This window comes from Desulfofustis glycolicus DSM 9705 (genome assembly GCF_900130015.1).
Taxonomy (GTDB): domain Bacteria; phylum Desulfobacterota; class Desulfobulbia; order Desulfobulbales; family Desulfocapsaceae; genus Desulfofustis; species Desulfofustis glycolicus.
Genome location: NZ_FQXS01000011.1, coordinates 100,237 through 123,381 on the forward strand (window position 1 = coordinate 100,237; position 23,145 = coordinate 123,381).

Annotated in this window: 21 protein-coding genes; 9 read left to right on the forward strand and 12 right to left on the reverse strand. The window is 52.3% G+C overall.

Translation table 11 applies throughout. The features are described 5' to 3' along the window. Window positions 1–310: 310 nt before the first annotated feature. Window positions 311–955 carry a CBS domain-containing protein gene (locus tag BUC26_RS10785; protein ID WP_073375912.1) on the reverse strand — a complete coding sequence of 215 codons (645 nt, stop codon included), beginning with the start codon at window positions 953–955 and terminating at the stop codon, window positions 311–313. A gap of 20 nt (window positions 956–975) precedes the next feature. Beyond that, window positions 976–1,974 (reverse strand): histone deacetylase family protein, encoded by a 999-nt coding sequence (locus tag BUC26_RS10790; protein WP_073375913.1) that lies wholly within the window; start codon window positions 1,972–1,974, stop codon window positions 976–978. Window positions 1,975–2,306: 332 nt separating this feature from the next. Here BUC26_RS10790 and BUC26_RS10795 point away from each other — a divergent pair, with 332 nt between their 5' ends. The 7 genes from BUC26_RS10795 (at window position 2,307) to BUC26_RS10825 (ending at window position 7,671) form a co-directional block, all read left to right on the forward strand. Continuing rightward, window positions 2,307–2,585 (forward strand): hypothetical protein, encoded by a 279-nt coding sequence (locus BUC26_RS10795; RefSeq protein ID WP_073375915.1) that lies wholly within the window; start codon window positions 2,307–2,309, stop codon window positions 2,583–2,585. Then, a complete protein-coding gene (locus BUC26_RS10800; RefSeq protein ID WP_073375919.1) occupies window positions 2,582–3,424 on the forward strand; it encodes a sodium:proton exchanger in 843 nt (280 codons plus the stop codon). Before BUC26_RS10795 ends, BUC26_RS10800 begins: the two co-directional genes overlap by 4 nt. 122 nt (window positions 3,425–3,546) lie before the next feature. Beyond that, window positions 3,547–3,735 carry a hypothetical protein gene (locus tag BUC26_RS10805; protein ID WP_073375920.1) on the forward strand — a complete coding sequence of 63 codons (189 nt, stop codon included), beginning with the start codon at window positions 3,547–3,549 and terminating at the stop codon, window positions 3,733–3,735. A gap of 203 nt (window positions 3,736–3,938) precedes the next feature. After that, on the forward strand, window positions 3,939–4,685 hold the full coding sequence (locus BUC26_RS10810; protein ID WP_073375921.1) for a hypothetical protein: 747 nt from the start codon (window positions 3,939–3,941) through the stop codon (window positions 4,683–4,685). Between the two features lie 6 nt (window positions 4,686–4,691). Further along, the gene (locus BUC26_RS10815) at window positions 4,692–5,300 is read left to right on the forward strand and encodes a methyl-accepting chemotaxis protein (RefSeq protein WP_073375923.1); all 609 of its coding nucleotides are present in this window, start codon (window positions 4,692–4,694) and stop codon (window positions 5,298–5,300) included. Further along, window positions 5,293–5,862, forward strand: a complete 570-nt coding sequence (locus BUC26_RS10820) for a hypothetical protein (protein WP_073375924.1) — start codon at window positions 5,293–5,295, stop codon at window positions 5,860–5,862. The genes BUC26_RS10815 and BUC26_RS10820 overlap by 8 nt, the downstream gene beginning before the upstream one ends. 282 nt (window positions 5,863–6,144) lie before the next feature. Beyond that, the gene (locus tag BUC26_RS10825; protein ID WP_073375925.1) at window positions 6,145–7,671 is read left to right on the forward strand and encodes a sensor domain-containing diguanylate cyclase; all 1,527 of its coding nucleotides are present in this window, start codon (window positions 6,145–6,147) and stop codon (window positions 7,669–7,671) included. Here BUC26_RS10825 and BUC26_RS10830 read toward each other — a convergent pair. Further along, a complete protein-coding gene (locus BUC26_RS10830) occupies window positions 7,665–8,033 on the reverse strand; it encodes a hypothetical protein (RefSeq protein ID WP_073375927.1) in 369 nt (122 codons plus the stop codon). The two genes, BUC26_RS10825 and BUC26_RS10830, sit on opposite strands and share 7 nt — an antisense overlap. Before the next feature lie 518 nt (window positions 8,034–8,551). Between BUC26_RS10830 and BUC26_RS10835 the strand changes: the two genes are divergently transcribed. Beyond that, window positions 8,552–8,902: a PilZ domain-containing protein gene (locus BUC26_RS10835; RefSeq protein ID WP_073375928.1), complete on the forward strand. Its 351-nt coding sequence runs from the start codon at window positions 8,552–8,554 to the stop codon at window positions 8,900–8,902. A 181-nt stretch (window positions 8,903–9,083) separates the two neighbouring features. On the opposite strand, the gene BUC26_RS10840 is transcribed toward BUC26_RS10835, so the two are convergent. The 3 genes from BUC26_RS10840 to BUC26_RS10850 are packed head-to-tail and all read right to left on the reverse strand — an operon-like array spanning window position 9,084 to window position 13,583. Next, window positions 9,084–9,407 (reverse strand): PilZ domain-containing protein, encoded by a 324-nt coding sequence (locus BUC26_RS10840; protein WP_073375930.1) that lies wholly within the window; start codon window positions 9,405–9,407, stop codon window positions 9,084–9,086. A gap of 10 nt (window positions 9,408–9,417) precedes the next feature. Continuing rightward, on the reverse strand, window positions 9,418–11,343 hold the full coding sequence (locus BUC26_RS10845) for a hybrid sensor histidine kinase/response regulator (RefSeq protein ID WP_073375931.1): 1,926 nt from the start codon (window positions 11,341–11,343) through the stop codon (window positions 9,418–9,420). After that, a complete protein-coding gene (locus tag BUC26_RS10850) occupies window positions 11,340–13,583 on the reverse strand; it encodes an HDOD domain-containing protein (protein WP_073375932.1) in 2,244 nt (747 codons plus the stop codon). The genes BUC26_RS10845 and BUC26_RS10850 overlap by 4 nt, the downstream gene beginning before the upstream one ends. Before the next feature lie 1,310 nt (window positions 13,584–14,893). On the opposite strand from BUC26_RS10850, the gene nadE reads away from it, so the two are divergent. After that, window positions 14,894–15,883 carry an NAD(+) synthase gene (gene nadE, locus BUC26_RS10855; RefSeq protein WP_073375933.1) on the forward strand — a complete coding sequence of 330 codons (990 nt, stop codon included), beginning with the start codon at window positions 14,894–14,896 and terminating at the stop codon, window positions 15,881–15,883. Between the two features lie 148 nt (window positions 15,884–16,031). On the opposite strand, the gene BUC26_RS10860 is transcribed toward nadE, so the two are convergent. The 6 genes from BUC26_RS10860 to BUC26_RS22985 form a co-directional block, all read right to left on the reverse strand. Then, on the reverse strand, window positions 16,032–16,757 hold the full coding sequence (locus BUC26_RS10860; RefSeq protein WP_073375935.1) for a PEP-CTERM sorting domain-containing protein: 726 nt from the start codon (window positions 16,755–16,757) through the stop codon (window positions 16,032–16,034). Between the two features lie 298 nt (window positions 16,758–17,055). After that, the gene (locus tag BUC26_RS22980; RefSeq protein WP_073375936.1) at window positions 17,056–18,549 is read right to left on the reverse strand and encodes a class I adenylate-forming enzyme family protein; all 1,494 of its coding nucleotides are present in this window, start codon (window positions 18,547–18,549) and stop codon (window positions 17,056–17,058) included. Then, window positions 18,549–18,800 (reverse strand): acyl carrier protein, encoded by a 252-nt coding sequence (locus BUC26_RS10870; RefSeq protein WP_073375938.1) that lies wholly within the window; start codon window positions 18,798–18,800, stop codon window positions 18,549–18,551. The genes BUC26_RS22980 and BUC26_RS10870 overlap by 1 nt, the downstream gene beginning before the upstream one ends. A 30-nt stretch (window positions 18,801–18,830) precedes the next feature. Continuing rightward, entirely contained in the window at window positions 18,831–20,789 is a 1,959-nt protein-coding gene (asnB, locus tag BUC26_RS10875) for an asparagine synthase (glutamine-hydrolyzing) (RefSeq protein ID WP_073375939.1), read from the reverse strand. Window positions 20,790–20,845: 56 nt separating this feature from the next. Further along, on the reverse strand, window positions 20,846–22,228 hold the full coding sequence (locus BUC26_RS10880) for a TIGR03013 family XrtA/PEP-CTERM system glycosyltransferase (RefSeq protein ID WP_073375940.1): 1,383 nt from the start codon (window positions 22,226–22,228) through the stop codon (window positions 20,846–20,848). A 163-nt stretch (window positions 22,229–22,391) separates the two neighbouring features. Next, window positions 22,392–22,964, reverse strand: a complete 573-nt coding sequence (locus BUC26_RS22985) for a PEP-CTERM sorting domain-containing protein (RefSeq protein ID WP_143165982.1) — start codon at window positions 22,962–22,964, stop codon at window positions 22,392–22,394. Window positions 22,965–23,145: the final 181 nt, after the last annotated feature.

A 23,145-nucleotide genomic window follows, 5' to 3' on the forward strand; every position in this document is an offset into this window, starting at 1 on the left:
CCGGTTGACCTACAATCGATTCGTGGCGGCTACAGGTTTCCTTGAACAATGATGTTTTCCGTCCGGCGCGAACATTCCGCCCCAGGCACAGATAAGCGCTGCCGAGACCCGGTTGTGTTCGCTCAACGCAGCATTTGACCGTAGATACCATGTTAAAGACCACCTATGGGGGAGCTTGAATAATTCGAAATTTCGTTCAAGATCGAGGCGCGCAAGAAAATTTTACCGCAGGCATATACATGATATTCCGAAGATAAAATTCGATTGCGTAACGATGAGATTGGGCGAAATGACAATTTTTCAAGGTTCCCTATGGCTTGAGCAGCGTAAAACCGCTGTCCTGCAACAGCTTGTGAACATTGCTCACTTTATAGGTATTGACCCGCATGTAAATCCGATCGAAACCGCTCTCCTGGGCAATCTTGATCAGCCGGGTACACTGCACATCGTTGTCCTCGAGCAGGGAGGCGATGCGGCTGAGACTTCTCGTCGTCTTCCCCTCGTCGAGCACGGCAATAAGCGACGACCCTTTCTCGGCGGCGCCGAACAATTTTTTATAGGCGGCGGTCAAATCGCGCATCGAAAAGATGCCGATAACCACGTCATCGTCGGTCACCACCGGCAGAGCGCCGACCTTGTCCCGCTCGAAGACCAGCAGTGCATCATCGAGTGTGGCGTCAATGCCGATGCAGGAACAGTTGGCGGTCATAATGGCAGTGACCGGTGTCCGCTCGACGATCTGGAAGATTCTCTCGCGCTCTTCATCCTCGATCACCGTGGACGGGTACGCAAGCCGCAGGTCACGGTCCGAGACGACGCCGATCAGCTTCTTGGCTCCGTCCACCACCGGCAAGTGCCGAAAATGATGGTCATCGAGCAATTGCCGAGCCTCTGTCAGCGTAATATCCGCGGTGATCGTCACAGGGTCGGTGGTCATGTAGTCAGCGATAAACATAAGATCTCCAGCTTCGTTTGTTAGCAGCGTCGTTTCGTGGTTGCCTTGCAGGTGTCGGCACCATCGAGCAAACCTCGCAGGTAGGCTTCGACCGAATGACCGAGTACCGATAGTTCGTATCCTCCCTCAAGTACCGACAACACCCTACCCCCGGTATACAACTCACCCCATCGATGAATGATGCCACCGAGGGTACCATAGACCTCGGTGGAAAACTGCAATCCCGACATATCGTCGAGACGATGGCCGTCGAAGCCGGCCGCAACAATAATCGCATCCGGTTTCCAGGCAACGATCCGCGGCTCGATCTTGCGCACGAACAGATCCAGCAGGGCCGCATCACCGGCACCCGGCTTGAGCGGCAGGTTGACAATCGTACCGCGCCCTTCGTCGAAACCGACTTCGTCACTATAACCGGTTCCAGGATAACTGAAACTCGGATGCTCATGCACACTTATATAATACGATCCGGCCTCACGTTCAAAGGCTGATTGAATCCCATTACCATGGTGAGCGTCAAAATCAAGGATCAAGATCCGTTGCCGACCATAGGTTAGCTGCCAGTGCCGGGCCGCAATCACGCAATTGTTGAGAAAACAGAAGCCAAACGGTCGGGTCGCTTCGGCGTGGTGCCCGGGCGGACGGACCATGCAGAAGACCTGTCCGGCACCTCCGCCCTCGAGCAGATCGACCCCGGCAATGCCGGCCCCGGCGGCATGACAGGCGACGCGATAGCTCTCGTAGCAGACCTGGTTATCGCTGTGGTCGACATGGGACCGTCCGGACAACACCACCTCTTCCAGCCGAAACAGCCACTCTTCCCGATGCGCCGAAAGCAGTTGTTCCCTGGTCGCCGGCACCGGCGCGATAAAATCGAGCCGCGGCAGGATCGGACTGGCCACCAAGGCATCCATGATCACCTCCAGGCGCACCGGATTCTCCGGATGTCCAAACCCGCCGGTATCATGATCGAAATATGCGGAGTCGGTGATAATCGTGACTCCCCTGTGCACAGCCATCCTGCTCCTGCACCTTACTGCCTGCCGACCCGCCGCACGTCCATGCCGGGCCGAATATGTATTGTTGCCGTCCCGGTCCAAAGGACTCGGCACGTGGACCGGGGCAACCCACTACCGACTAGCCCACGCCGCCAAGGGGGCTGCTCCGTCGCCTGCGGCCAACATCTGCTTGCACCGCGCCCGCATTATGCGGTATGGTGGCCCGGTCGGGCGCACCACAAACCCACTGCGCATGAACATAACCGAATTTGAGCCTCGGCCCCGGTCGGCTGATACGGACGTCCACTCAACGGGCAACTATAGGAAGAGCCGCACAAAAACACAACGATATTATGACGCTCACCTTTTACTACTCGCCACTCTGCCCGCGCTGTCGGCGGGTCGGAAAGCATCTCGACGATCTGCTCGCCCCGGAGGCACGCCGCCGGGTACGCCGGGTCGATGTGCTTCACCAACCGCTGCGCAGCTGGCGGGCCGGTGTACGGATGATTCCGGCCCTGGCCTGCGGCGATGAACTGCTCAGCGGCCTGGTACTGGATCGCGATCGCATCACGGCCTTTCTCGCTCACCACCACCTCATCGATATCCCCGATACCGCAAAACGGTTATGAAACAATTGCTTGTCGACTCCATCGGCCTGATCGACCTACTCATCTGGCTGCTGGTCATCTTCTTTTTCTGCGGCAGCGCCCTGCTCTTCGGGGGTGATCTGACCCTTTCCTTTATCGGTGCGGGCGGCGTCATTGTCGAGATGATGATCATCGGCATCTGTATCGAAGTAATCATCGAGTCATTGAAACAGAGCCGCGGGATCGGCACCATCACCGGTTTCATCACCAACGGCCCCGAGGCCCTGTGCCTGATCGTCGGCCTGGCGGTCGGTGACATCCTGTTTGCCGCCTCGACCCCACTCGGCTCCAACTTCATGAACCCGTTGCTGCTCTTTATCGCCGCCCTGCTCTGTCGGCGATTCGTCATGGTCCTGCACTGCCGGCCGCTCTACTCGCTGACGACCATCATCGTCACCGCCTGCTTTGCCGGCGGCTTTTTCTTTATCGCCGAAAACCATTATTTCCGCTGGCTGATCGGCGCCCTGGTGATCAGCACGCCACTCTTCTTCCTGCGACCGGGTGAGCCGGAACCGCTGACCGAAGACGGTGAAATCGCCCACCCGAAACCGTGGCTGCTGCCGGCTATCATCCTGCTCATCGGCGCCGGCTACCTGCTCGACAGCGTCGTCAGCTTCGCCGCCGAACATTCCCGCGCCCCGAAAGGCGTGATCGGCTTTTTCGTGCTGGCGGCACTGACCAGCTGGCCGGAGTTCAAGTCCTGCCTGTCTTTGCTCAACCGTGGCAAGATCCTCTCTGCCATCCTCAATATCACCGTTTCCAATCTGACCAATATCTGGCTTGCCATCCTCGGTGTGGCCACCTATCTGTTCCTGCACTGATCGGCACTGTATCCAAAGAACTGGTCTTCCACCCTGACGTATTCCCTACCGCTTCTTGAAGCAATCGGCACTCATTTTGCAAGTTGGCTATAGAGTGTCAAAACGTCATCACGGAGGTAGTTATGGAAATCAGTTCGACCACCCTGGCGGCCCGGGAGCAAATGCTCAACCGGGCCACCGTCGGGCAAGATATCCTCCAGAGAACACTGGAGAAAGCTGAAGAAGCAAAACAGGTGCAGCAGCAGGACAAACCGCAGGAAGTTCGTCAACCGGAGGCGGACAAGCAGGGTAGGATCGACCTGTACGCGTAACAGGTCATACGATTACGTTACCGGGGGTACCAAAACGTAATGGGGTCAGGCTTGACTTGTTGACAAGTCAAGCCTGACCCCGCTTTTCCCGGTTTGTCAACAAGTCAAGCCTGAACCCGCTTTTCTTTTTTCTTTGCATTTACCCCACCGCTTAACGATAATGATCAGAAGCCTTTATCCATCAACAAGAACGGATACCATTCATGAAACAGCTGCTGATCATCGTTGTCATTTTTTTGGCGGTCACCGCCGGTACCAGCCTCTATCTCTTATTGTCCGGCGATCAAACAGCGCCGGAGAACATCGCTCTGACCGTTAACGGCAATCACTTCACTCTCGACGAGATTGACTCCTACTTTTCCGGACGCTTCCCTACCGACAGCGCCACCAGCGACGGCCATCACGGTGATCGGGACCTGATGCTCACGGCCTTCGCCGAAGAACGGGTGCTGATCCAGGAAGCACAGCGGTTGAAAATCGACCAGGACCCGGATTTTCGCGACAAGATTCAACGCTATTATGAATACTCACTGATCAGCGCCTTGCGCAACCGCCAAGAACAACACTACCGCAACGAAATCGCCGTCGACAGCGCCACCATCGAACAGCGCATCGATCACTTCCTGGATCTCTACGGACGCCCCATCACCTTTCGCCTCTCCAACGACACCGAACCGACCACACTGCCGTTCGACCAGATACCGAACATGTACAAGACGGTCATCGCGGACCTGAAAACAGGACAGACCCGGCCGGTAATCCTGACCGGCAATGCCGTCAACGAGATCACGCTGGTCGACATCGGCAAAAAAGTGAGCGAACCGGCAGCCTCGCCGGATCGGGACAAGATCAAGCAGATGCTGCTCGACTACCAGACCGGTGCCAGACTCAACACCTGGATCGAGAACCTGATCGACAACGCCTCGATCACCTATCCCAAGGAGCACTGATATCCGATGGCCGCCCCCTACCACCGCAAGCTCAAGAATTTTTTTATCAAGAAGGATTTCCAGGGACGAATCAGCCTCGCTGTTTTCCTGGCGGTGGTCGGCGGCTGCTTCATCTTCTTCGTGCTACTCGCCTTCTTCTCCCGCGACACGCTGACCTTCTCCTACTCGGACAGCGTCATCCAAGTCGGCAAGACGCCGTTGATGCTGATCAAAAACGCCTTAATGGCAAATTGGCTGTTCCTACTAATCGGCGGTACCCTGCTCATCGTTGCAGCGATCATCGCCACCCACCGGATCGCCGGACCGCTCTTCCGCTTCGAAAAAACACTCGGCACGATGATCGACGGCGACCTGACCGTCACCATCCATCTGCGCGGCAACGACGAAGGTCAAGACCTGGCCCTGCGGATCAATTCGTTCAATGAACTGCTCTCCGGCAAACTGCGGGAAATTGACCGCAGTACCAAGGCCATCAACGACCTGCTTGCCCGCTGTGAGGCCCTCGATTTGCACCGCACTCGTCCCGAAGAGGCCGAAGAGATCCTCAAGGCAATCCGGCGACACTCCACAAAAATCAGGGCCCAGGTCGACTATTTTACTATCCCGCATGACTGAGCGGACCACCCGGATAGCCCCCGGTGCCACCAGCCGACTCTGCCGGCTGCTGCTCGCCGGGCTGCTCTGCCTGCTGCTAACCGATAGCGCCGCGGCAGCCTATCACAGCCGCTACATCAACCGCCTGATCTACAACTCAGTCGAGGACCTGCACGAATTCAACGACAACCTGCGCCTGACCCGCCAGCTCTCGGCAATGGCCAACCAGAAATCCCCGGCCACCATCGAGGAAGAGGTACTCGCCAAGCTCGACATCGTCATCGAAAAGGTCGAAGTGGTGCTCGACATGTTCCCCAACAACCTCGCCATCACCGTCCGCATCCTCAAGGACCGAGCCACCGTTTCCTCCGTCTACCGCCAAAAGTACAACCGCCGCGTCGACTACGTCGCCTACTATTCCCTCTCTGAAAACACCATCTACTTCTCGGCCCGCGACGCCTCGATCCGCGTCGTCGCCCACGAAATCGCCCATGCCATCGTCGACCATTTCTTCGAAGTCCGCCCCCCGTACAACATGCACGAACTGATGGCCCAATTCGCCGAAAAACACGTCACCGATTAAGGGGTCAGGCTTGACTTGTTGACAAATTGCATGCAACTTGTCAACAAGTCAAGCCTGACCCCGCTTTTCCCGGTATGTCAACTTGTCAAGCCTTACCCCGCTTTTCCGCAGTTCGCCGAAAACACGTCACTGATCCCGTTATTGCATCTGCCGGTACGAAGTCTTTAACTCATTACCTCTTTAGTCGATGATCTGTTGAATATTGCACGAAGATCTGTAATTATGAGTCGATCTTCAAGCTGGGATTGATTTCCACTACCATTTTACTAATGAGAGTTTTCCATGACGAAAGCACACGAGTTTTTCGATGGAAAGATCAAGCTGCCGTCACCGCCTGCCGTTGCCATTAAAATTCTCGACGCCGTCCGTCATGACAATAGCTCTTTCAATGAGCTTGCCGACATCATAAAAGTTGATCCGGCCCTCTCGTCGCAGTTGCTGAAAATCGCCAACTCGTCACTTTACGGCTTACCGAATCGTGTCGACTCTCTTTCTCAAGCAACAGCATTAATCGGCACGCAAGCACTCAAAAATATCGCCCTATCTTTTGTCATCATTCAGGGGTTCCAGAACAGTTTGCAAGGCAGTTTTGATTTTGAACTGTTTTGGCGGCGCGCAATTACCGCAGCTGTTGCAGCTGAGGTATTAGCAGCATCGCTTAACCATAAAGATCCAAATATATTTGTTTCAGGACTCCTGCAGGATATCGGTGTCTTGGTTTTGTTTCTCTCGGATGCCGCGTCTTTCACCGAACTTCTCGATAAAAAACGAATCAGCGGTAAAAGTCTGTGTGAAACAGAAAAAGAACACTTTGGTTTTGACCACACAGAAGTGGGAAGTCAGCTGCTCAAAGCCTGGAATTTACCTGACACGATCATTGCTCCTATTCGCTCACACCATCAAGAAGAAGACGGACCCTATATAGAGTCTGCCGCCATTTTGTGCTTTGCCGACAAGATCTCCGCGTTGTATCACGGTATTGAGAGCAACAGAAAGGCATTCGAAATACACGAGGAGTTACGGAATACGCACCAATTTCAGGACACTCAGATTGATGAGTTGATCGATCAGGTAGGCATGAAAGCTCGAGAGGTAATGGAGCATTTTCAGATACAACCGGGGGAAATGAAGCCGTTCTCGCAGATCATGCAGGAGGCCAATGAAGAGTTAGGCCGCCTCAATCTCTCCTACCAGCAAATCGTTTTTGAACTCAAACAGGCCAAGCAGAATGCTGAACAACTCGCTGTCGATCTAAAGCGAGCAAACGACAGCCTTCGTGAACTGGCTTTCCGGGACGAGCTTACCGGCCTCTATAACCATCGATATTTTCAGGAAATCTTTGAAGCAGAATTGCAGAAGTCCAAGCGCTATCGCCATGCGCTCTCTTTGTTGCTCCTGGACATCGATCATTTTAAGCGGGTTAACGACACCTACGGGCACTTGGTTGGTGATCATGTGCTCAAGCAGGTCAGCCAGATTATGATCAAACTTGTTCGGCATTTTGATATAGTAGCCCGCTATGGCGGCGAGGAATTTGCGATTGTCTTGCCTGAGACCGGGAAAGTAGGCGCAAATGTCCTTGCTCAACGAGTGCGCCGGGGTATTGAGCAATGCCAATTGAATTGTGTTGACCACGTTTTTTCCATCACGACGAGTATTGGGGTGGCCAGCACCGATATGGCGGCGGTGGAGGTAGATCGTGCAACGTTAATAGATTATAGCGATCAAGCCCTTTACAAGGCAAAGCAGAACGGCAGGAACAGGGTTGAACTTTTCCGACTCAAAACAGGCTCCTCGCCATTTCATTGAGCGTTTTGGAATTTCCCCGAGAGAAACAGGTTGATTGCTGCTCCATCTAACTTTTTCAATGGAAAATAAGTGAAAATTGGCCACCATTCGAGTGGTTTTAAAAAAGAGATGACAACTCCCTGGGCATCCAACCGTTTGACCTTTCCCGATACCTTGATGATCAGTTCACTATCCGTTCCGAGCAGCGTGATTTCAGAATGAACGATTTCACCAATAACCGGCTTGACTTCACAATAGAGGTACATCGATTCAAGGCTGACATCGCGAACGAACGCCTTAATGGTCTTCTTGATTTTTGTCGTTCTAACAACAGCGTGGGCTGAATACTCAACACGGGTCAAAATACGTTTGTCTTTCTCCATGAATCAGTTCGGGCAGATGGTTTTTAAATGAAGCAAGTATATGCACATTCCTGAGCTGCACATTTGACTGGTTGATGACTCAATTTGCCGGTTTATTTTGCAGATATTCAATTCCCGGAGCCTTTTGCAAAACCTAGATTTTTGCTCAAAGTCAAGGTATGCGAAAAATTTTACCACAGGCATATAAACGATATCCCGAGGATAAAATTTTGAGCATACCGCAGAGTTTGAGCGAAAAGATTGTTTTGCAAATGGCTCGCTGGTAAAACCATTGTCGTACTGTCTATCAATGTTTAAGATGGCTTGCACTTTGCGTACCATTTTTTGAAAAATAATTTATGATCGTTTCCGCCCCATCATCTCAAAATAAAGGGGGGTCTTCTTTTTTTAAGAAATTGTTAAAATTGGCCGATTAATTGCAAAACATTTACCGTGGACAAGAACGGCGCTCAGGATATAATCACTGTGCGTACCAGCTAATTGAAGGCATTACTACCTTATGAAGAAGAAGTATAGATATGATTACACATACTTCGCAGACAGATTTGCGTCGTTATCAACGATACGAAATCGATAACGTCGTTGTCGTAACGCCGGAGGGGGTGTGTCAACTTGGCGACATCAGCCAAGGTGGCCTTTCATTTAAGTGCCTGTATTTGCAAAATCTTCCAGAGACGTACCAGATCGACATTCTCAACACCTCCGGAACTCACCTCGAAAATCTTTCCATCGAAAAAGTCTGGGAATCTCGTGAAAAAAAGACGAATGTAGCCGATATCTTTGCTCAAAGAGTAGGAGTCCGATTTAAAGGACTTTCCTCTGAACAGGAATCGAACTTACGCCACATAATTGATCACATTCAAATGTAGACTTGATAACCATACAAAATATCTTTGGTTTCTTGTTATTACAAAACAGTGAGCAATCTGATAGTTAGGCGATATACCCCGGTCAATATCGCTTTGAAACGGTACGAGCACGGAAGATATTTCCTGATATCCGGAATGTTATTTAAGTAATCAGGAAAAAAGGTGGACACCCAGCGGTAAATCAGCGAGCTAATCGGTAAACAGCAAGCAGAGCTGCAAGCCGGCCATTTTTTTCCAGCAGGTTTTCCAGAAAGCGAATCCCCAGTCCATTGGCGGCACAGCGCACTACCTCACCGGCGGTTGTCAATTGTTCGCGCTCCAAACCGGCGCCGGCGGTTATCGTGATCTGGCACTTCGTTCCTACTGGAACATCATCGTCAAATGGAAAAAAGCAACCACCTTCACTGATGTCAGCAACAAGACCGGAATGACATGCCTCCACTTGATAAAACGACAAGGTTGCCGGAATATTCACAGTAATGCGTGCAAATTGACGTCGTTCCATAACGGTGTGATCAATTCGAGGAAGGCGATTCGATCGTGGCGCGCAAGGCGCGACTGATTACGTCGAAAGTAACCGGCTTTTCAAGTGCCATCGCGATACCAAGATCTTGTGCTCTCATAATTTCCACATGATCGGAATACCCGGTAACGATAATCGCCTTCTGATCCGGCCGTATTTTCAAGATCTGCTCATAGGTCTGTCGTCCATTCAAGCCGTCGCCCATGTTCATATCAAGTATCACAACATCTGCTGGTTGGAGATTTAAGAAATCAAGCGCTTTTTCACCCGAATTAACCGCATGGGTGCGGTAGCCGAGAATCTTCAGCATCTCGCCCATCACCATGTTTTGTTCATGGCTGTCATCAACAAGCAGAATCAACTCGTCTTTGCCCATCGCATACGGCACCCGATCCATCGCGGTTGCTCCGGTTTCCCGGGAAGCGGCACAAGCGGGCAGGAATATCTCGAAAATAGCGCCCGGCTCGCCATTCTTCACATCCACCCAGCCCTTATGATCCTGAACGATATTCCAGACAATAGTCAATCCCAGTCCGGTACCGCTTTTCTCAGTTTTCTTGGTTGAATAGAACGGATCGAAAATCCGTTCCAGCGTACCATCCGGGATACCCGGTCCGCTGTCTGTGACGGTCAACTTGACGTATTTACCGGGTTTAAGCACCACCTCACCATTGGCAATCTCACGGGAAAGCGTACAGTTTTTGGTAGTCAGGTGAACCGCCCCGGTACCGCTGATCGCCTCCAATGCGTTGCCGATCAGATTGAGCAGTAATTTGTTGATATGCGGGGGAGAGCATTCTATTCGATGCAGGTTCTGCTGCAAGCGGGTAAAGATTTGTACTTCCGGGAACCGAGCCAGTCTTTCATTGTGTTCGATCGAATCGAGATGACTGATGATAATCTCATTGAGATTGGCCGGTTCTGTCTTGCGGCTCCCGCCACGCGCGATCGACACCAGGTCGCTGACCACCGCCGCGGCCCGCTTGCCTGCCTCCTGGATCTTTTTGATCTCCCGATAATAGCGATCGGACTCCTTCATTTGACACAACAGCAATTCAGGATAGCTGACCACCGCGGTCAGTATGTTATTGAGATCGTGAGCCACCGACCCGGCCATCATACCGAGCGCTTTGAATTTGCCGGCCATGGCAAGTTTTTTGTGCAAATCGATATTTTCCTGCTCCATCTTGACCCGCTCTGACATATCCCGCACAATCAGGACATGGGCGCTGCGGCCGGCATAATCAACGGTGCGGGCCTTGACTTCAAGCGGCAACTCCGTGCCGTTCCGATGCCGGCCGACCGTCTGAATAATCCCGGAGTCCTCCCCGAGCAGCAGCGGCTTGAGTCGCTTGATTTCATTTTTACTGATGATCTTATCTAAAAACCGGTCACCGTTGAATTCATCACCATAATAGCCGAACATTCGGAAAAACTGTTTGTTGCCCTCCAGCAGACAACCGTCGGCATGAAAAACGATGCCCTCCCAGGCCACATCGGCCAAGGCCTGACAACGATCTAAACTTGATTTGAGTTCCCGCTGCAGCCGGCTGTGATCGATAGCGCGATCGAGTGTGCGAAGCAAAGTCTCATGGTTGATCGGTTTATTGAGAAAATCGTAGGCACCGAGCCGCAGCGCCTGAACAGCTGTTTCCGCGGTATTTATCCCGGTCAGCATGACACTGGTGGTCATCGGGTACGTTTTTCTGATGTGCCGGGCCACATCCAGACCGGAAATATCGGGCAGACCGACATCGAGCAGGGCGACATCATACTCCCCCTGGCTCAGCAGCTCGATAGCCTGCTGACCACTGTAAGCCGGAGCGCAGGCATAACCGTAATGAGTGAGGATGTGCTGTAAGCTTTCGATGAAACGATGCTCGTCATCAACCAGCAGGATGTGGGTGTCTCCAGTCATCGCAATTCGTCCGTTGCGCGTTCCGGAACCGATGGCAGATGAATGGTAAACCTGGTCCCGGAGGTCGAGCCTCCACTGCAGGTAATATCTCCGCCTAAATCCGTGACCGCTTTGTAAACTATGGAAAGGCCCAGGCCGGAGTGACCGGTGCCTTTGGTGGTAAAAAACGGCTGGAATAAATTTTCACGAACGTTTTGAGGAAGCCCCGGACCATTATCATCGATAATCAACTCAACACCAGGCGTATCGCCTTCGTCGCCGCCCTGCCGCAAGAGCTTGGTGCGTATCTCGACCCGTCCTCCGTCAACCAGGGCCTCACCACTGTTTTTGAGCAGATTGATAACGATTTGTTTAATCGCCGATGGTGAGGTTCGGATATTGACGAGCGACTGATCTGGCACAAACGTGAGGACCTTGTCTTCAGAGGAAAAGATCGTCGTTTTGACCAGGCGCACGATATCGGCAACCACCTCGTTGACATTCACCTCTTCGTAATCAACAAATGTTTCCCGAGAAAAAAAACCAAGGCGACTCACCATCGTCGAAATTCTGCTGATCTCTTCACCGATAATGTCCAGATCGCCACTCACCTCCGCCGCATCCGGCAGTTTCAATTTTAGCGAGGTCAAATAATTACTGATAATACCGAGAGGATTATTGACTTCGTGGGCAAACTTGCGGGCCGTCATGGAAATGGCGGCCAACCGCTCAGCCTCGATCTCTTCGGCCTTGCTCTTCTTCATCCGGTCGATCGACAGACTCAGCCCCGCCTGCCGGGCAATCGTGCGGATCAGTTTGCGGTCCTCAATAGACAGGAAACACAAGCCCTTTGGCAAACCAAGCACCACGACGCCCACCGGCTGATCCACGGTCCCCAACGGTATACACAGCGCTGCCTGACACTGCATGAGCAGCAAAATCTGGTGATCGGACGGCTGGAGACCATGCTCACCCTGATGAATCGAGGTCTCAGACTGATCCCGGTAGGATGCGACAATCATACTGGAACTTCGCTGGACCGCCAAAACCAACCCTTCACTGGCATCATGGAGCGTACTGTTCTCGGAGGCTCGCCCAACGAGCAGCACATTATCGCGGTCAGGCAGAAAAAACAGGACCTTGTCGATATCAAACAAGACGTTCAGGCACTGTTCAAAAGAGGCGATAATTTCAGTGCTTTCACCGCACCTGCTCAACGTTTCCAGAAATCCGGAAAGCAAGGAAACGCTCTTGACCCGGCCGAGCAACTCCTGTTCCGCATCGGAAAGTTCGGTGGCGGGACGGTCTCCTTCGAGACCGTCCTCACGCACCTCCCCCCCGATCGCCGCCATCTGGGCGGTTTCGAGTTGTTCTGTCTGATTCTGACGCGCCTTACGTTTTCTCTGCCCAGGAGGCTTCAGCCGAACCTCAAACCCCTCTGCGATAGCGAGGATCTCTTCAGTTGCGCCATCGACAATCTTCTGAAGCGCTTCAGGGGAAAATGACAAGAGCCGCTCGGCAATTTCGGCAACCTGATCCACGCCACTACGGCTCTTACTCAGTACATTTGCCAGGTAGACAATCTTGATGAGCGGAAAACTTTCTCCAATGTGCTCAATCGAATCGTGATGACACCTGATCGACTCGGCCATCAGAGAGTTGATTTTCCACTCCCCGACCAGCCAATACCCTGCCTCACAGTGATTAACGCCGATCAACTGGTTTTCGGCCCAGATCTTGTTGTTTTCATCCTGCGTATCGAGCAGGATCGCCTCGTGCTCTTTCGGGAAGGTCGACACCAGCACCAGTCGCCCCACATCGTGCAACAGGCCGGCAAGATACGCTTCGTCCTGACTGGCAAAACCGGTCTTGACGGCAATGCGCCTGGCCAGTGTTGCACAAAGCAATGAGTGCCACCAGAAGTCATTGAGATTGAAATGCTTGATCTTGCTGAATCGCCCCCGGTCAAACACCTGATGAATCGATGTGGCAACGGCAAGATTTCTGATGCTGTTGGCACCGAGATAGACTACCGCCGGTTCTATACCGGTAAAACGACGCGGCACCGAATAATAGGCGGAGTTAACCAGCTGCAAGACCTTAAACGTCAGCACCGGATCTTTACTGATCAATGAGGCGATGTACGAGAGCGACGCTCCTTCACTGTTGCAGGCATCAAGGAGTTTGACAAGTATTTCCGGAAGTGTCGGCAGATTGCCTGACAACTTGATTTTCTCAAAGACTTTTTCTTTATCGACCATCGCCTGGTTGCCGTACGCTCGCCAAGAAAAGCGGCGGTTTACCCCGACACAGTTTGCAAACCCCCGCACCCCGCATTAACACCCCCAATTGCAATGCAGTCTAACTCCTCTTACATACCATCCTCAATGATATTATCAAGGAGATTCAATGATTCAGTGCAATTTAAAAATAAAAATTACTACCACATTTATCACATTTACCATGCAAACTGAAAATGACGCTTCGAGCAAGAACGACTCTGTTTCACCATAAAGGGCAAACGGAGATGTCGTATTCACTATAGTCTGCACGCTTTTATTCGTACCGGCTGCGCTGAAAAATTCAGAATTCCCTTCTGCACCAAAAAAATTGCCGACTATGTTTCGTAGAGAGAGGGCGTGTTTCCGAGCCCACAGTGCGTGCGTTTTAATGCACCCACAGAGCAAAAATACCATTTTCCCGGGTAATCGAGCAAAACCTCGTCAACTGTCGGTTATTTGTTGACACCCGTAGGAAAAGATTAACGATTTGTTCTCTGCCAGGTCAAACAGTGTGCCGTTGAAAATGACGAGACAGCAGAATATCATATTATTGTATTTATTTTAATTGGTTATCTGTCATCAACAAAAAATGAAAGGCTGTTTGTTGACAGGCGGACCAGCAGCAAAAGAGCGCGGAATCCAGCCTTATCAGCTCCACCTGAAACGCACAACCGAGAAACAGCATACCGTTTTGTGAAAAAATCAATCGACCACCATTGAAGGCACTCCATCCTGTCAACAATACCTGATTTTTGACAGCAGTGTTGTCAACAATTCCCCTCAATAAATGTCTGTTGACAGAGCACACGAAACTCTTTCTGAAATAAGTACGTCTTTAGATAGCTGTTATTATGTATATAATAGTAGTTTTGTCACCATTCCATAGTAATATTGACAATGCGTTGCACGAAGCAGGCTCACGCACGAGTTCCGAAAACATTTCATGATATATCTCAAGTCAGTCAGTTCATCATTTATCAGGACAGGAAATATCGCCAGGACCTGTCACCTATCGAAATGTTTGTTGACACACCTCCAATGAAAGCGTTGCGTCTGCACTACTTCCCACATCACGGTTTTATTTCGCGCCTTTTTCATGCCTGAATGCTCTTGTTGCTTGAGATAATCCATGGATTTCTTTATCCTAACCAATACGATAGTACACTACCAAAGAGGTGCGGGCCGACAAACCATGTCGCTCCCCTGGAAACAAGCGCAGAGGGTCACCCCTGACTATGTGAAGCACACGATTTTTCTTCAATCAAGAAGTACAAACAAGGCGGAAGAACATGACACATCGACAATCCATAGAGGAAACTCTCGTCCTTAACCCCGATCAGGAAATTGACAGAATCTCCCAGCGCCTGGTGGAACTGCTGCGGGTTATGAAGCGCAAGGGACTGGTCATCGGCATTTCAGGTGGGATCGACAGCAGCGTCACCTTGGCTCTGGCAGTCAAGGCGCTCGGTCGAGAGCGCGTCCTGGCCCTGCAGATGCCGGAGCGACACTCCGCCGAAGAAACCTTGTACCTGAGCAATATGCTCGCCGACACATTTGCCGTAGAGCGGATCCACGAAGATATCTCAAAAACACTGGAAGCGGTCAAATTCTACAAGCGTTATGAGGAAGCAGTGCGTCAGGTCATCCCTGAGTACACCAGCACCTGGAAATCAAAAATCGTTATTCCAAGTGTCGTTGACAATCCGGGCTACACCGTCTTCTCCATAATCGCCGAGAACCCGGCAGGGGAAACGATCAAAAAGCGGCTCCCGCTTCAGGCCTATCTTGGCATTGTCGCCGCAACCAACTTCAAGCAGCGGATCCGCAAGATGTTCGAGTACTATCATGCCGACTGCCTCAACTTTGCAGTAGCCGGTACCCCAAATCGCCTGGAATACGATCAAGGATTTTTCGTCAAGTTGGGCGACGGCGCCGCCGACATCAAACCCATCGCCCACCTCTACAAGACCCAGGTCTATCAACTCGCCGAATATCTCGGCGTCCCAGAAGAAATCCGTCGCCGGCCGCCGACCACCGACACCTACTCACTGCCCCAGGGCCAGGACGAATTTTATTTCAGCCTTGCCCATGACAAGATGGACATCTGCCTCTATGCCAAGAATCACGACATACCGGCCGCAGACGTCGCCCGGGAGATCGGTCTGAGTGAAGAACAAGTGGAAAGAGTCTTCAAGGACATAGACACGAAACGATCAACAACCAGTTACCTGCACATGTCTCCGCAACTGATCACCGATATCGACGAAATAGCGCATTGATTTGCGCAGCCTATGATAGAGCTCAGGGATAAAGTGAAACAGGTATCTGTGGCAAGATTTTGATTAATACAATAAAAAGAGGCGGTAGCGACAGATCATTTGTCGTTACCGCCTCAAACGTCGGCAAGTATTCAACCTCTCTACGAGCTTATTTTCTCACCCGCCTCTTGGCTACGCCAGCCAAGCCGATGAGTCCAGCACCAAAAAGAAGCATCGTCGCCGGTTCGGGAACCGGGGCAGCGACCAGTTGGCTCTGTGCATAGCCACCATTCAATTCAAGGTTCAAAACCTTAACATTGTCGCTGTAGGCAAATATGTAATCCTTATCATTAAATTTGTCCTTGAGATATGTGGTAAAAATATTATTTGCAGTTGCTGTGGCTAGTGAAGTGATCTCACCCTCCATAAACCAGATGAGTCGTTGCAAATCATTCGCATTTGTATCGGGCGATATGGCATTGACACGGGAGAAAGAGTAGTCACCAAACAGATAATTGTACATCAACCATTTAGTTGCTTGAGAAACCTCGTCCCGCCACTCGCCTTCTTCAAGAACCGCGCCGCTGGAGACAGTACCTCCTCCTTTGGCCGCATAATCGTCAACTCCGACAATTGTATAGCTCGTACCAAGGGTGATATACTCATTTTTTTCGAGGCAGAAACTGATGAAACTTTCATTTAATTTTTCGCCATCATAAATATCGACAAGGAATTCGCCACCATATAACGGAGAACCACCGCCGTAAGTTTCAGGGTTATCCGAATAACTCAAAACAGCTTCTTGTCCGGCAATGGGCAGTGCAAACGAGGAACCGGCAAACAAACTAAAAACGATGCCAACGACAGCGGGCACTACACATTTCAAGATCTTCATCACGGCCTCCACCTGCTAGTGCACAAGTGACGTAATGCCCCCCACTACGCCCCCTTTCAGTTAGGTAAGCAATAGCCATGCCAGACAATGCGAACAGAACCTATTACCTCCACGGCTCAACAGTGTCGCGAAAAACAGACAATTGTCAAACTCCGCCTGGCAAATTCACAGCCTCTAACAACGATCAATTTTCCGGAAAAACGAACCGATTATCGAAAAAGCGGAAAAACCACCGCCATCTTCAGTACAGCCTCATGCCGTCTGGAAATATCTTTTATACATCTGGAAATACAACAGTTTAAAGATGAAGCAAGGTGGTTTTGACCTTCCCCGTATCGGTCTTGGGAAGTTCATCAAGGAAAATAACATGCTGCGGAATTTTAAAAGCAGGTAGCTGGCGATGACAGTACTGAATCAATTCTTTTCCGGATATCTGGACCTGCTCTTTGAGCACAACAAAGGCAACGATTTTTTCGCCAAGGATCTCATCGGGAACGCCAACCACGGCGACCTCGTGAATCCCTGCGTACTCCATGATCACTTCTTCGATCTCTTTTGGCGCGATCCGGTGCGAACCGGATTTGATCATGGCACTCTTACGGCCCTCAATGTAGAGAAATCCATCCTCATCAATCCGCGCCAGATCACCCGTCCACAGCTTGTCATCTCGCAGGACCTTTGCCGTTTCATCAGGCTGTCGCCAATAACCGGCCATGATATTGTCGCCGCTGGCCACGATCTCCCCGACCTCGCCGACGGGAACCGGGGAGCCGTCTGGACGACAGACCTCGAGCACAACACCCGGAATCGCCTTGCCAATCGACCCGGCTTTGTCGACGAGTCGCTTAGGCTCCAGGTAGCTCAGGCGCGGAGCGGCCTCGGTCTGGCCGTACATGATGTAAATAGCAACCCCGGGAAAGACCTCGCTGAGCCGTTGCGCCAGGGAAGGCGCCATGGCCGCCCCGGCCTGCGTCAGATAGCGCAGGGACGGGAACGTATACTCCCGGACCGGGGAGCGATTGAGCAGAATGGCAAACGTCGACGGCACACCGGACAACCCGGTCACCTGTTCTTCAACCATCTGATCGAGAATCACCTTGGGATAGAGAAAGCTCTGGTTGACCACCAGCGTCCCGCCAACAGCAATATGGCTGAGCAGCACGGAATTGCCGTAGGAGTAAAAAAACGGCAGAATGGCCATGATCGTGTCGCGCTGGGTGAGCCCCAGATAACTGATCGTCGAGCGGGTATTGGCAACCAGGTTCTGATGCCGCAGCATCACCCCTTTCGGGCTCCCGGTGGTCCCGGACGTATAGATGATCTGGCCGATATCTTCCGGCATAATGACCGGGCCGGGCCGGCTCTCTTTCCTCTGCTCATCCTGCCACAATGCCGCGGTATCCAAGACGACATGGTGCAATAAGGGTAGCTCGTCGAACACGGCCTGGTATTTGGCGAAACGCTGCTGAGAGAGGATAACCGTGGCTCCACAGTCAGAAAGTACCGAAGTCAGCGAACGCTTCGATGTCTGGGTGTTGAGCCCGACGACAATACCGCCGGCGGCCAGCACTCCGAAATAGGCGGCAATGTAGTCAGCGGGCTGATCGGTCAGCAGGGCGACCCGATCACCCTTGTGCACATCATGCTGCAGGAGCCACTGACAAACCCGCTCCGCACGCAGAAGGAGCTCTCCATAGCTGAGACGCAGCTCACCATGCACGAGCGCCGTCTTCTCCGGCCAGGAGCCGGCGGCACGTTCCAGAAAACCGTGGATCAGCCCGTCAGACTGCATCAATTGCTCTTCTTCCTGTCGATAAACGCCGCCAGCGCGTTGACGCTGTCAAGATTCTCGGGAACGAGCTCATCGTCTTCGACCGAGATGCCGAACCGCTCCTCCAGCCAATCGACCAGTTCGAGAACTCCGGTCGAATCAATGATGCCTTCATCCAGAAACGATGTGTCGTTCTGCAGGAGATCATCGTTAGCGTCGAATAAAAAACTTTCAAAAATAAAAGCACGTATTGTAGCAATGTTCTCTTCCATCAACGTTCCTTTTCATTGTTTGTATGGCCGCTAAGAGACCACTTTCACAGATTCCAGACGGTCGGGGATGTCCACCCGAAAGTTCTTGATCATCTTGTCATAGACAATCTGGCTGGAGAGGATGCCGACGAAGGCCATATTCTCCTTGAACCCCTGCCGGCTTCTTTTCCGGCATTTCTCAACCAGTTTCGCCACCGCCTGCGGTCTGAACATCCCCGCTTCGCGCAACAGCGGCTCGGAGAGATAATAGGAAAGATAGTCGGGCTCCCGTTCACCAAAAAAACTCAAAATGTCAGGAGCCATGTAGGGTTGTTTCTTGCGCCTGACAATGGCTTCCGGCAAGAGATCCCGCACCGCCATTTTCAAGATATGCTTTTCATCGAGCACCTTCATTTTATAGCGGGTCGGAATCCGCCCGGCACACTCGACAACCCGGTGATCGAGAAACGGGTACCGCCCTTCCACCGAGTGAGCCATGGCCATCCGGTCGCCCTGGGAGGAGAGGAGGTAATTGGCGAGCAGCATCCGGCACTCAACAAACTGGGCGCGATTGAAAAAATCAAGGCCCTGCAGCTCCGCCGCCATATCGGCAAGCGTGCTCTCCGGAGTGACGACCTGAGCCGCGAACTCATCGGTGAAAAACACCTGGGTGCCGGCTGTTGTTTTCCAGCGGGGACGATGGGCATAAAACAGTTCATCAGGCACTTCGTCGGTATCGAAGAAGCTGCGGGCATATTGCGCTGATCTGGTCGGCGACAGGGCCAGATAGGGGTAGAGCCGCTTGAGCAGCAGCGGGCGCAGCCGTGAATCGGGACAGGCCTTGATAAACGCCCTGATTTTCGCCTCCTTGAAGATATCATAGCCGCCGAGGATCTCATCGGAACCTTCACCGGTCAGCACCACCTTGTAATCATTGCGACGCACCAAACCGGATAACAAAAACAATGGCGTTGGCGCGGTGCGCAGGATCGGCGTTTCAGTGTGCCAGATCACCTGCGGAAAAGCCGCGGCGATATCCCCATAGGAGCAGGACACCCGGTGATGGTCAGTCGTGAGATGGTCCACCATCGCCTGCTGTTCGGCCGTTTCGTCATATACCGAATCGGCAAAAGCAACGGAGAAGGACTTCAGGGGATTGCTCGTATAGTGCCTGACGAGCGCAGTAATGGCCGACGAGTCAAGGCCGCCGCTCAGATAGGCGCCGACCGGCACATCGGCCCGCAGGCGAAGCCGGACGGCATCGATCAGCAGGGCGCGCAGCTCCTCAGCATAGTCTTGTTCAGTTCTCTTCCCGGGTTCATCGGGGCAAAACGGCAGTGACCAGAACGACTGCGGCCCCTTCAGACCGGCGCTATCGACCGCCAGCCAGTGGCCGGGCAACAGCTGCTTGACCCCGGTAAAAATACTCTGCTCACCGGCCCCGCTCCAGAACGTGAAAATTTCCCCGAGAACGCGCGGTTCGATCTGCCGGGGCAGCCCGGCGACACCACTAAAAAGCGCTTTCACCTCGGAGGTAAAATAGAATACCCCGGCATGAACCGTGTAAAAGAGCGGGCGAATGCCCATACGGTCCCTGGCCAGAAAAAGAGAACGCCGGCGCGCATCATAGATGGCCAGGGCAAATTGCCCGTTCAGCTCAGCCAGACAATCCGTCCCTTTTTCTTCAAACAGGTGCAGGATGACCTCGGTGTCCGATTCGGTGGTAAAAACATGACCCCGTTGCAGCAGCTCCGCCCGCAGTTCCGGGTAATTGAAGATCTCGCCGTTGAAAATGATCCACAGCGTCCGGTCTTCATTGGTGATCGGCTGCCAGCCCCCGGCAAGATCGATGATCGACAGCCGGGCGTGGGCTAACCCGGCAATTTCATCCTGAAAAAAACCAAACCCGTCGGGCCCGCGATGAGCAAGCGGGTAAATCATCCGTTCGAGCACCCGCCGGCCATCATCCGGCCGGTTGCCCAAGTTGAAATAGCCGGCTATACCGCACATGGCATCTTGGTATTGAAGAACTGGCGACTATTCATGGGTACAAACCGGGTCATCGATCAGCGACCGCCTTTTGCGAACAGCACGGTCTTGATCGTCTTGAAGATGACGAGGACATCCAACGCCAAGGAAATGTGTTTCATATAGTAGAGGTCATATTCGAGTTTGCGCAAGGCATCCTCCTCCGAGGCGCCGTACGGGTAGCACACCTGGGCCCAGCCGGTCACGCCGGGCCGAATATCATGCCTGATGTCGTAAAAGGGGATCACCTTTTTCAGCTGTTCGACAAACACCGGCCGCTCCGGTCGGGGCCCGACCAGACTCATCTCCCCTTTCAATACGTTGAAGAGCTGCGGCAATTCATCGATCCTCGTTTTCCTGATGAATTTCCCGAACCGGGTAACCCGGGCATCATCGGCCGCCGCCCAGATAGCCCCGTTTTTCTCCGCATCTTGTACCATGGACCGAAATTTGAGCACGTTAAATGTTTGACGTCCTTTGCCCACCCGTTCCTGGCTGTAGAAAAAAGGCCCGGGTGATTCCAGCTTGATGATCAAGGCCGCCAGGAGCATGATGGGGGAAGCAAGAAGAAGCAGCAGCACGGCTAATATAATATCGCTTCCCCGCTTCAAATAGGACTGAATCTTGCCGATGGCAAAACCATCGGAATAGATAATGGCAGACGGATCTACTTTCTCTACCATGATTTTGCCCGTCAACCGCTCGAAAAACCGCGCACCTTCCTCAACGGCAACCCCTTGCAACTTGTAATTGAGCAACAGCTCGATAGGGGTGCCGCCACGACGGTCGTCAAGAGCCACCACAATTCGGTCAAGCCGTTCCGGCGGAAATAGATTCTGAACAACGCTCATATCCTGGTAGACGTCGATGCCGCGCGGATTAAAATCCGGTCGACCCGCTCCGGCAAATCCGAGAATGCGATAGGGCGAATCGTAGCGGTCTTCGATTTCCCGGGTGATATCCCTGGCCAATTTCCCGGTACCAAAAATGATAATGGATTGAACGAACAGGCGATGCTTGAAGACATAGTTGTACGCAGCGCGCCACAGCAAGATCAGAATATAGATGATGAAATAGCCCGACCAGAAGATCCTGCTGGAGATCGTCACAGCAGGCATAAAATAGTAAAACGCTCCGAGAATAATACAACCGGCACCAAAGGCCTGGGTGATCTTGACCGCCGTTTCGGTCATGGAAAAGTTACTGCGAAAATCATACAGATCCAAGAAATAAAGACAGGATTGAAAAACCAGCGTTACCAGAAGTGCCTGCTGAACGCATATTGCCAGATCGATACGAAGGATTGCCGTGCCCTTGAACAGCCAACTGACCAGCAACAACGAGAAGAAAATCAGCAACGCCTCGCCGATGAGAAAGACAAAACTCCTGAGCGGATAGTATTTATTGAAGATATAGGGCATGGGGTTCTGTGGCGCTCATGATAACCATCAACCTGACCATAACTCAGATTATCTATCATAGTAATCAGTTAATGACAAAGAGAAATTCAAAAATCATCAATTCATTACCAAAGGACACGCCACAACCACAGCGCGGCCAGAAGTGAACTTTAACGAGGCACTGTTAGTTCTCGGTACGCAAGACTTTCCGTCTCACCATACCGGCCACGGCAACAAGGCCGGCCCCGAGCAACATCATGGCAGGAGGTTCCGGAATCTGGGCGAGAGCATCTGTCGATATCTCAAAAGGAAAATCGCCGCTTACCCGGCCGGGCGCACCCCGGTAATAATCGGAAGCGACAAAAGCATCGGGATTGACCAGATTATCGTCAAGAACGATAGCCTGGCACGAATGATCATTCGAGGTAAAAGCCACCTCAAAATCGGCTCGTTTTGATCCGGCATGAGGAGCAGCATCCAAAAACGAATTGAAGGCGCACCGAGACACAGAAGGCCCGATAATGGCATCACTTCCTCCCATACAGCCAAACTCAACGCCTCCTGGTGCCCGCCGCTTACGTATCGGGAAGGATGTATTCCGATGAGTAGTATCCGTTCTAAAGGAGCCTTCCCAGGCAAACTGATCACCCTCAGACTTATTGTGTCCATCGCCAAAGAGCAATGCTGGAGCATCACCAGCCGTCACCATCACCGCCAGAGCCGCAGGCAAAAGCGCCTTCCATAGTGTACCAGACATCCCCCCCCCACTGAACAACAGGCCCAGCCGATCACACCGCCATATTCGGTACCCCCCGGCACCAAACACACTGAACTGAGCATACGAGCAGCATTTATTGATCAATGAGCATTTTTCGTGCCACTCTCAATCTGGTATGGATCAAGCGAGACACAGAGAAAGCTTTTGAAGCCGTGACGTG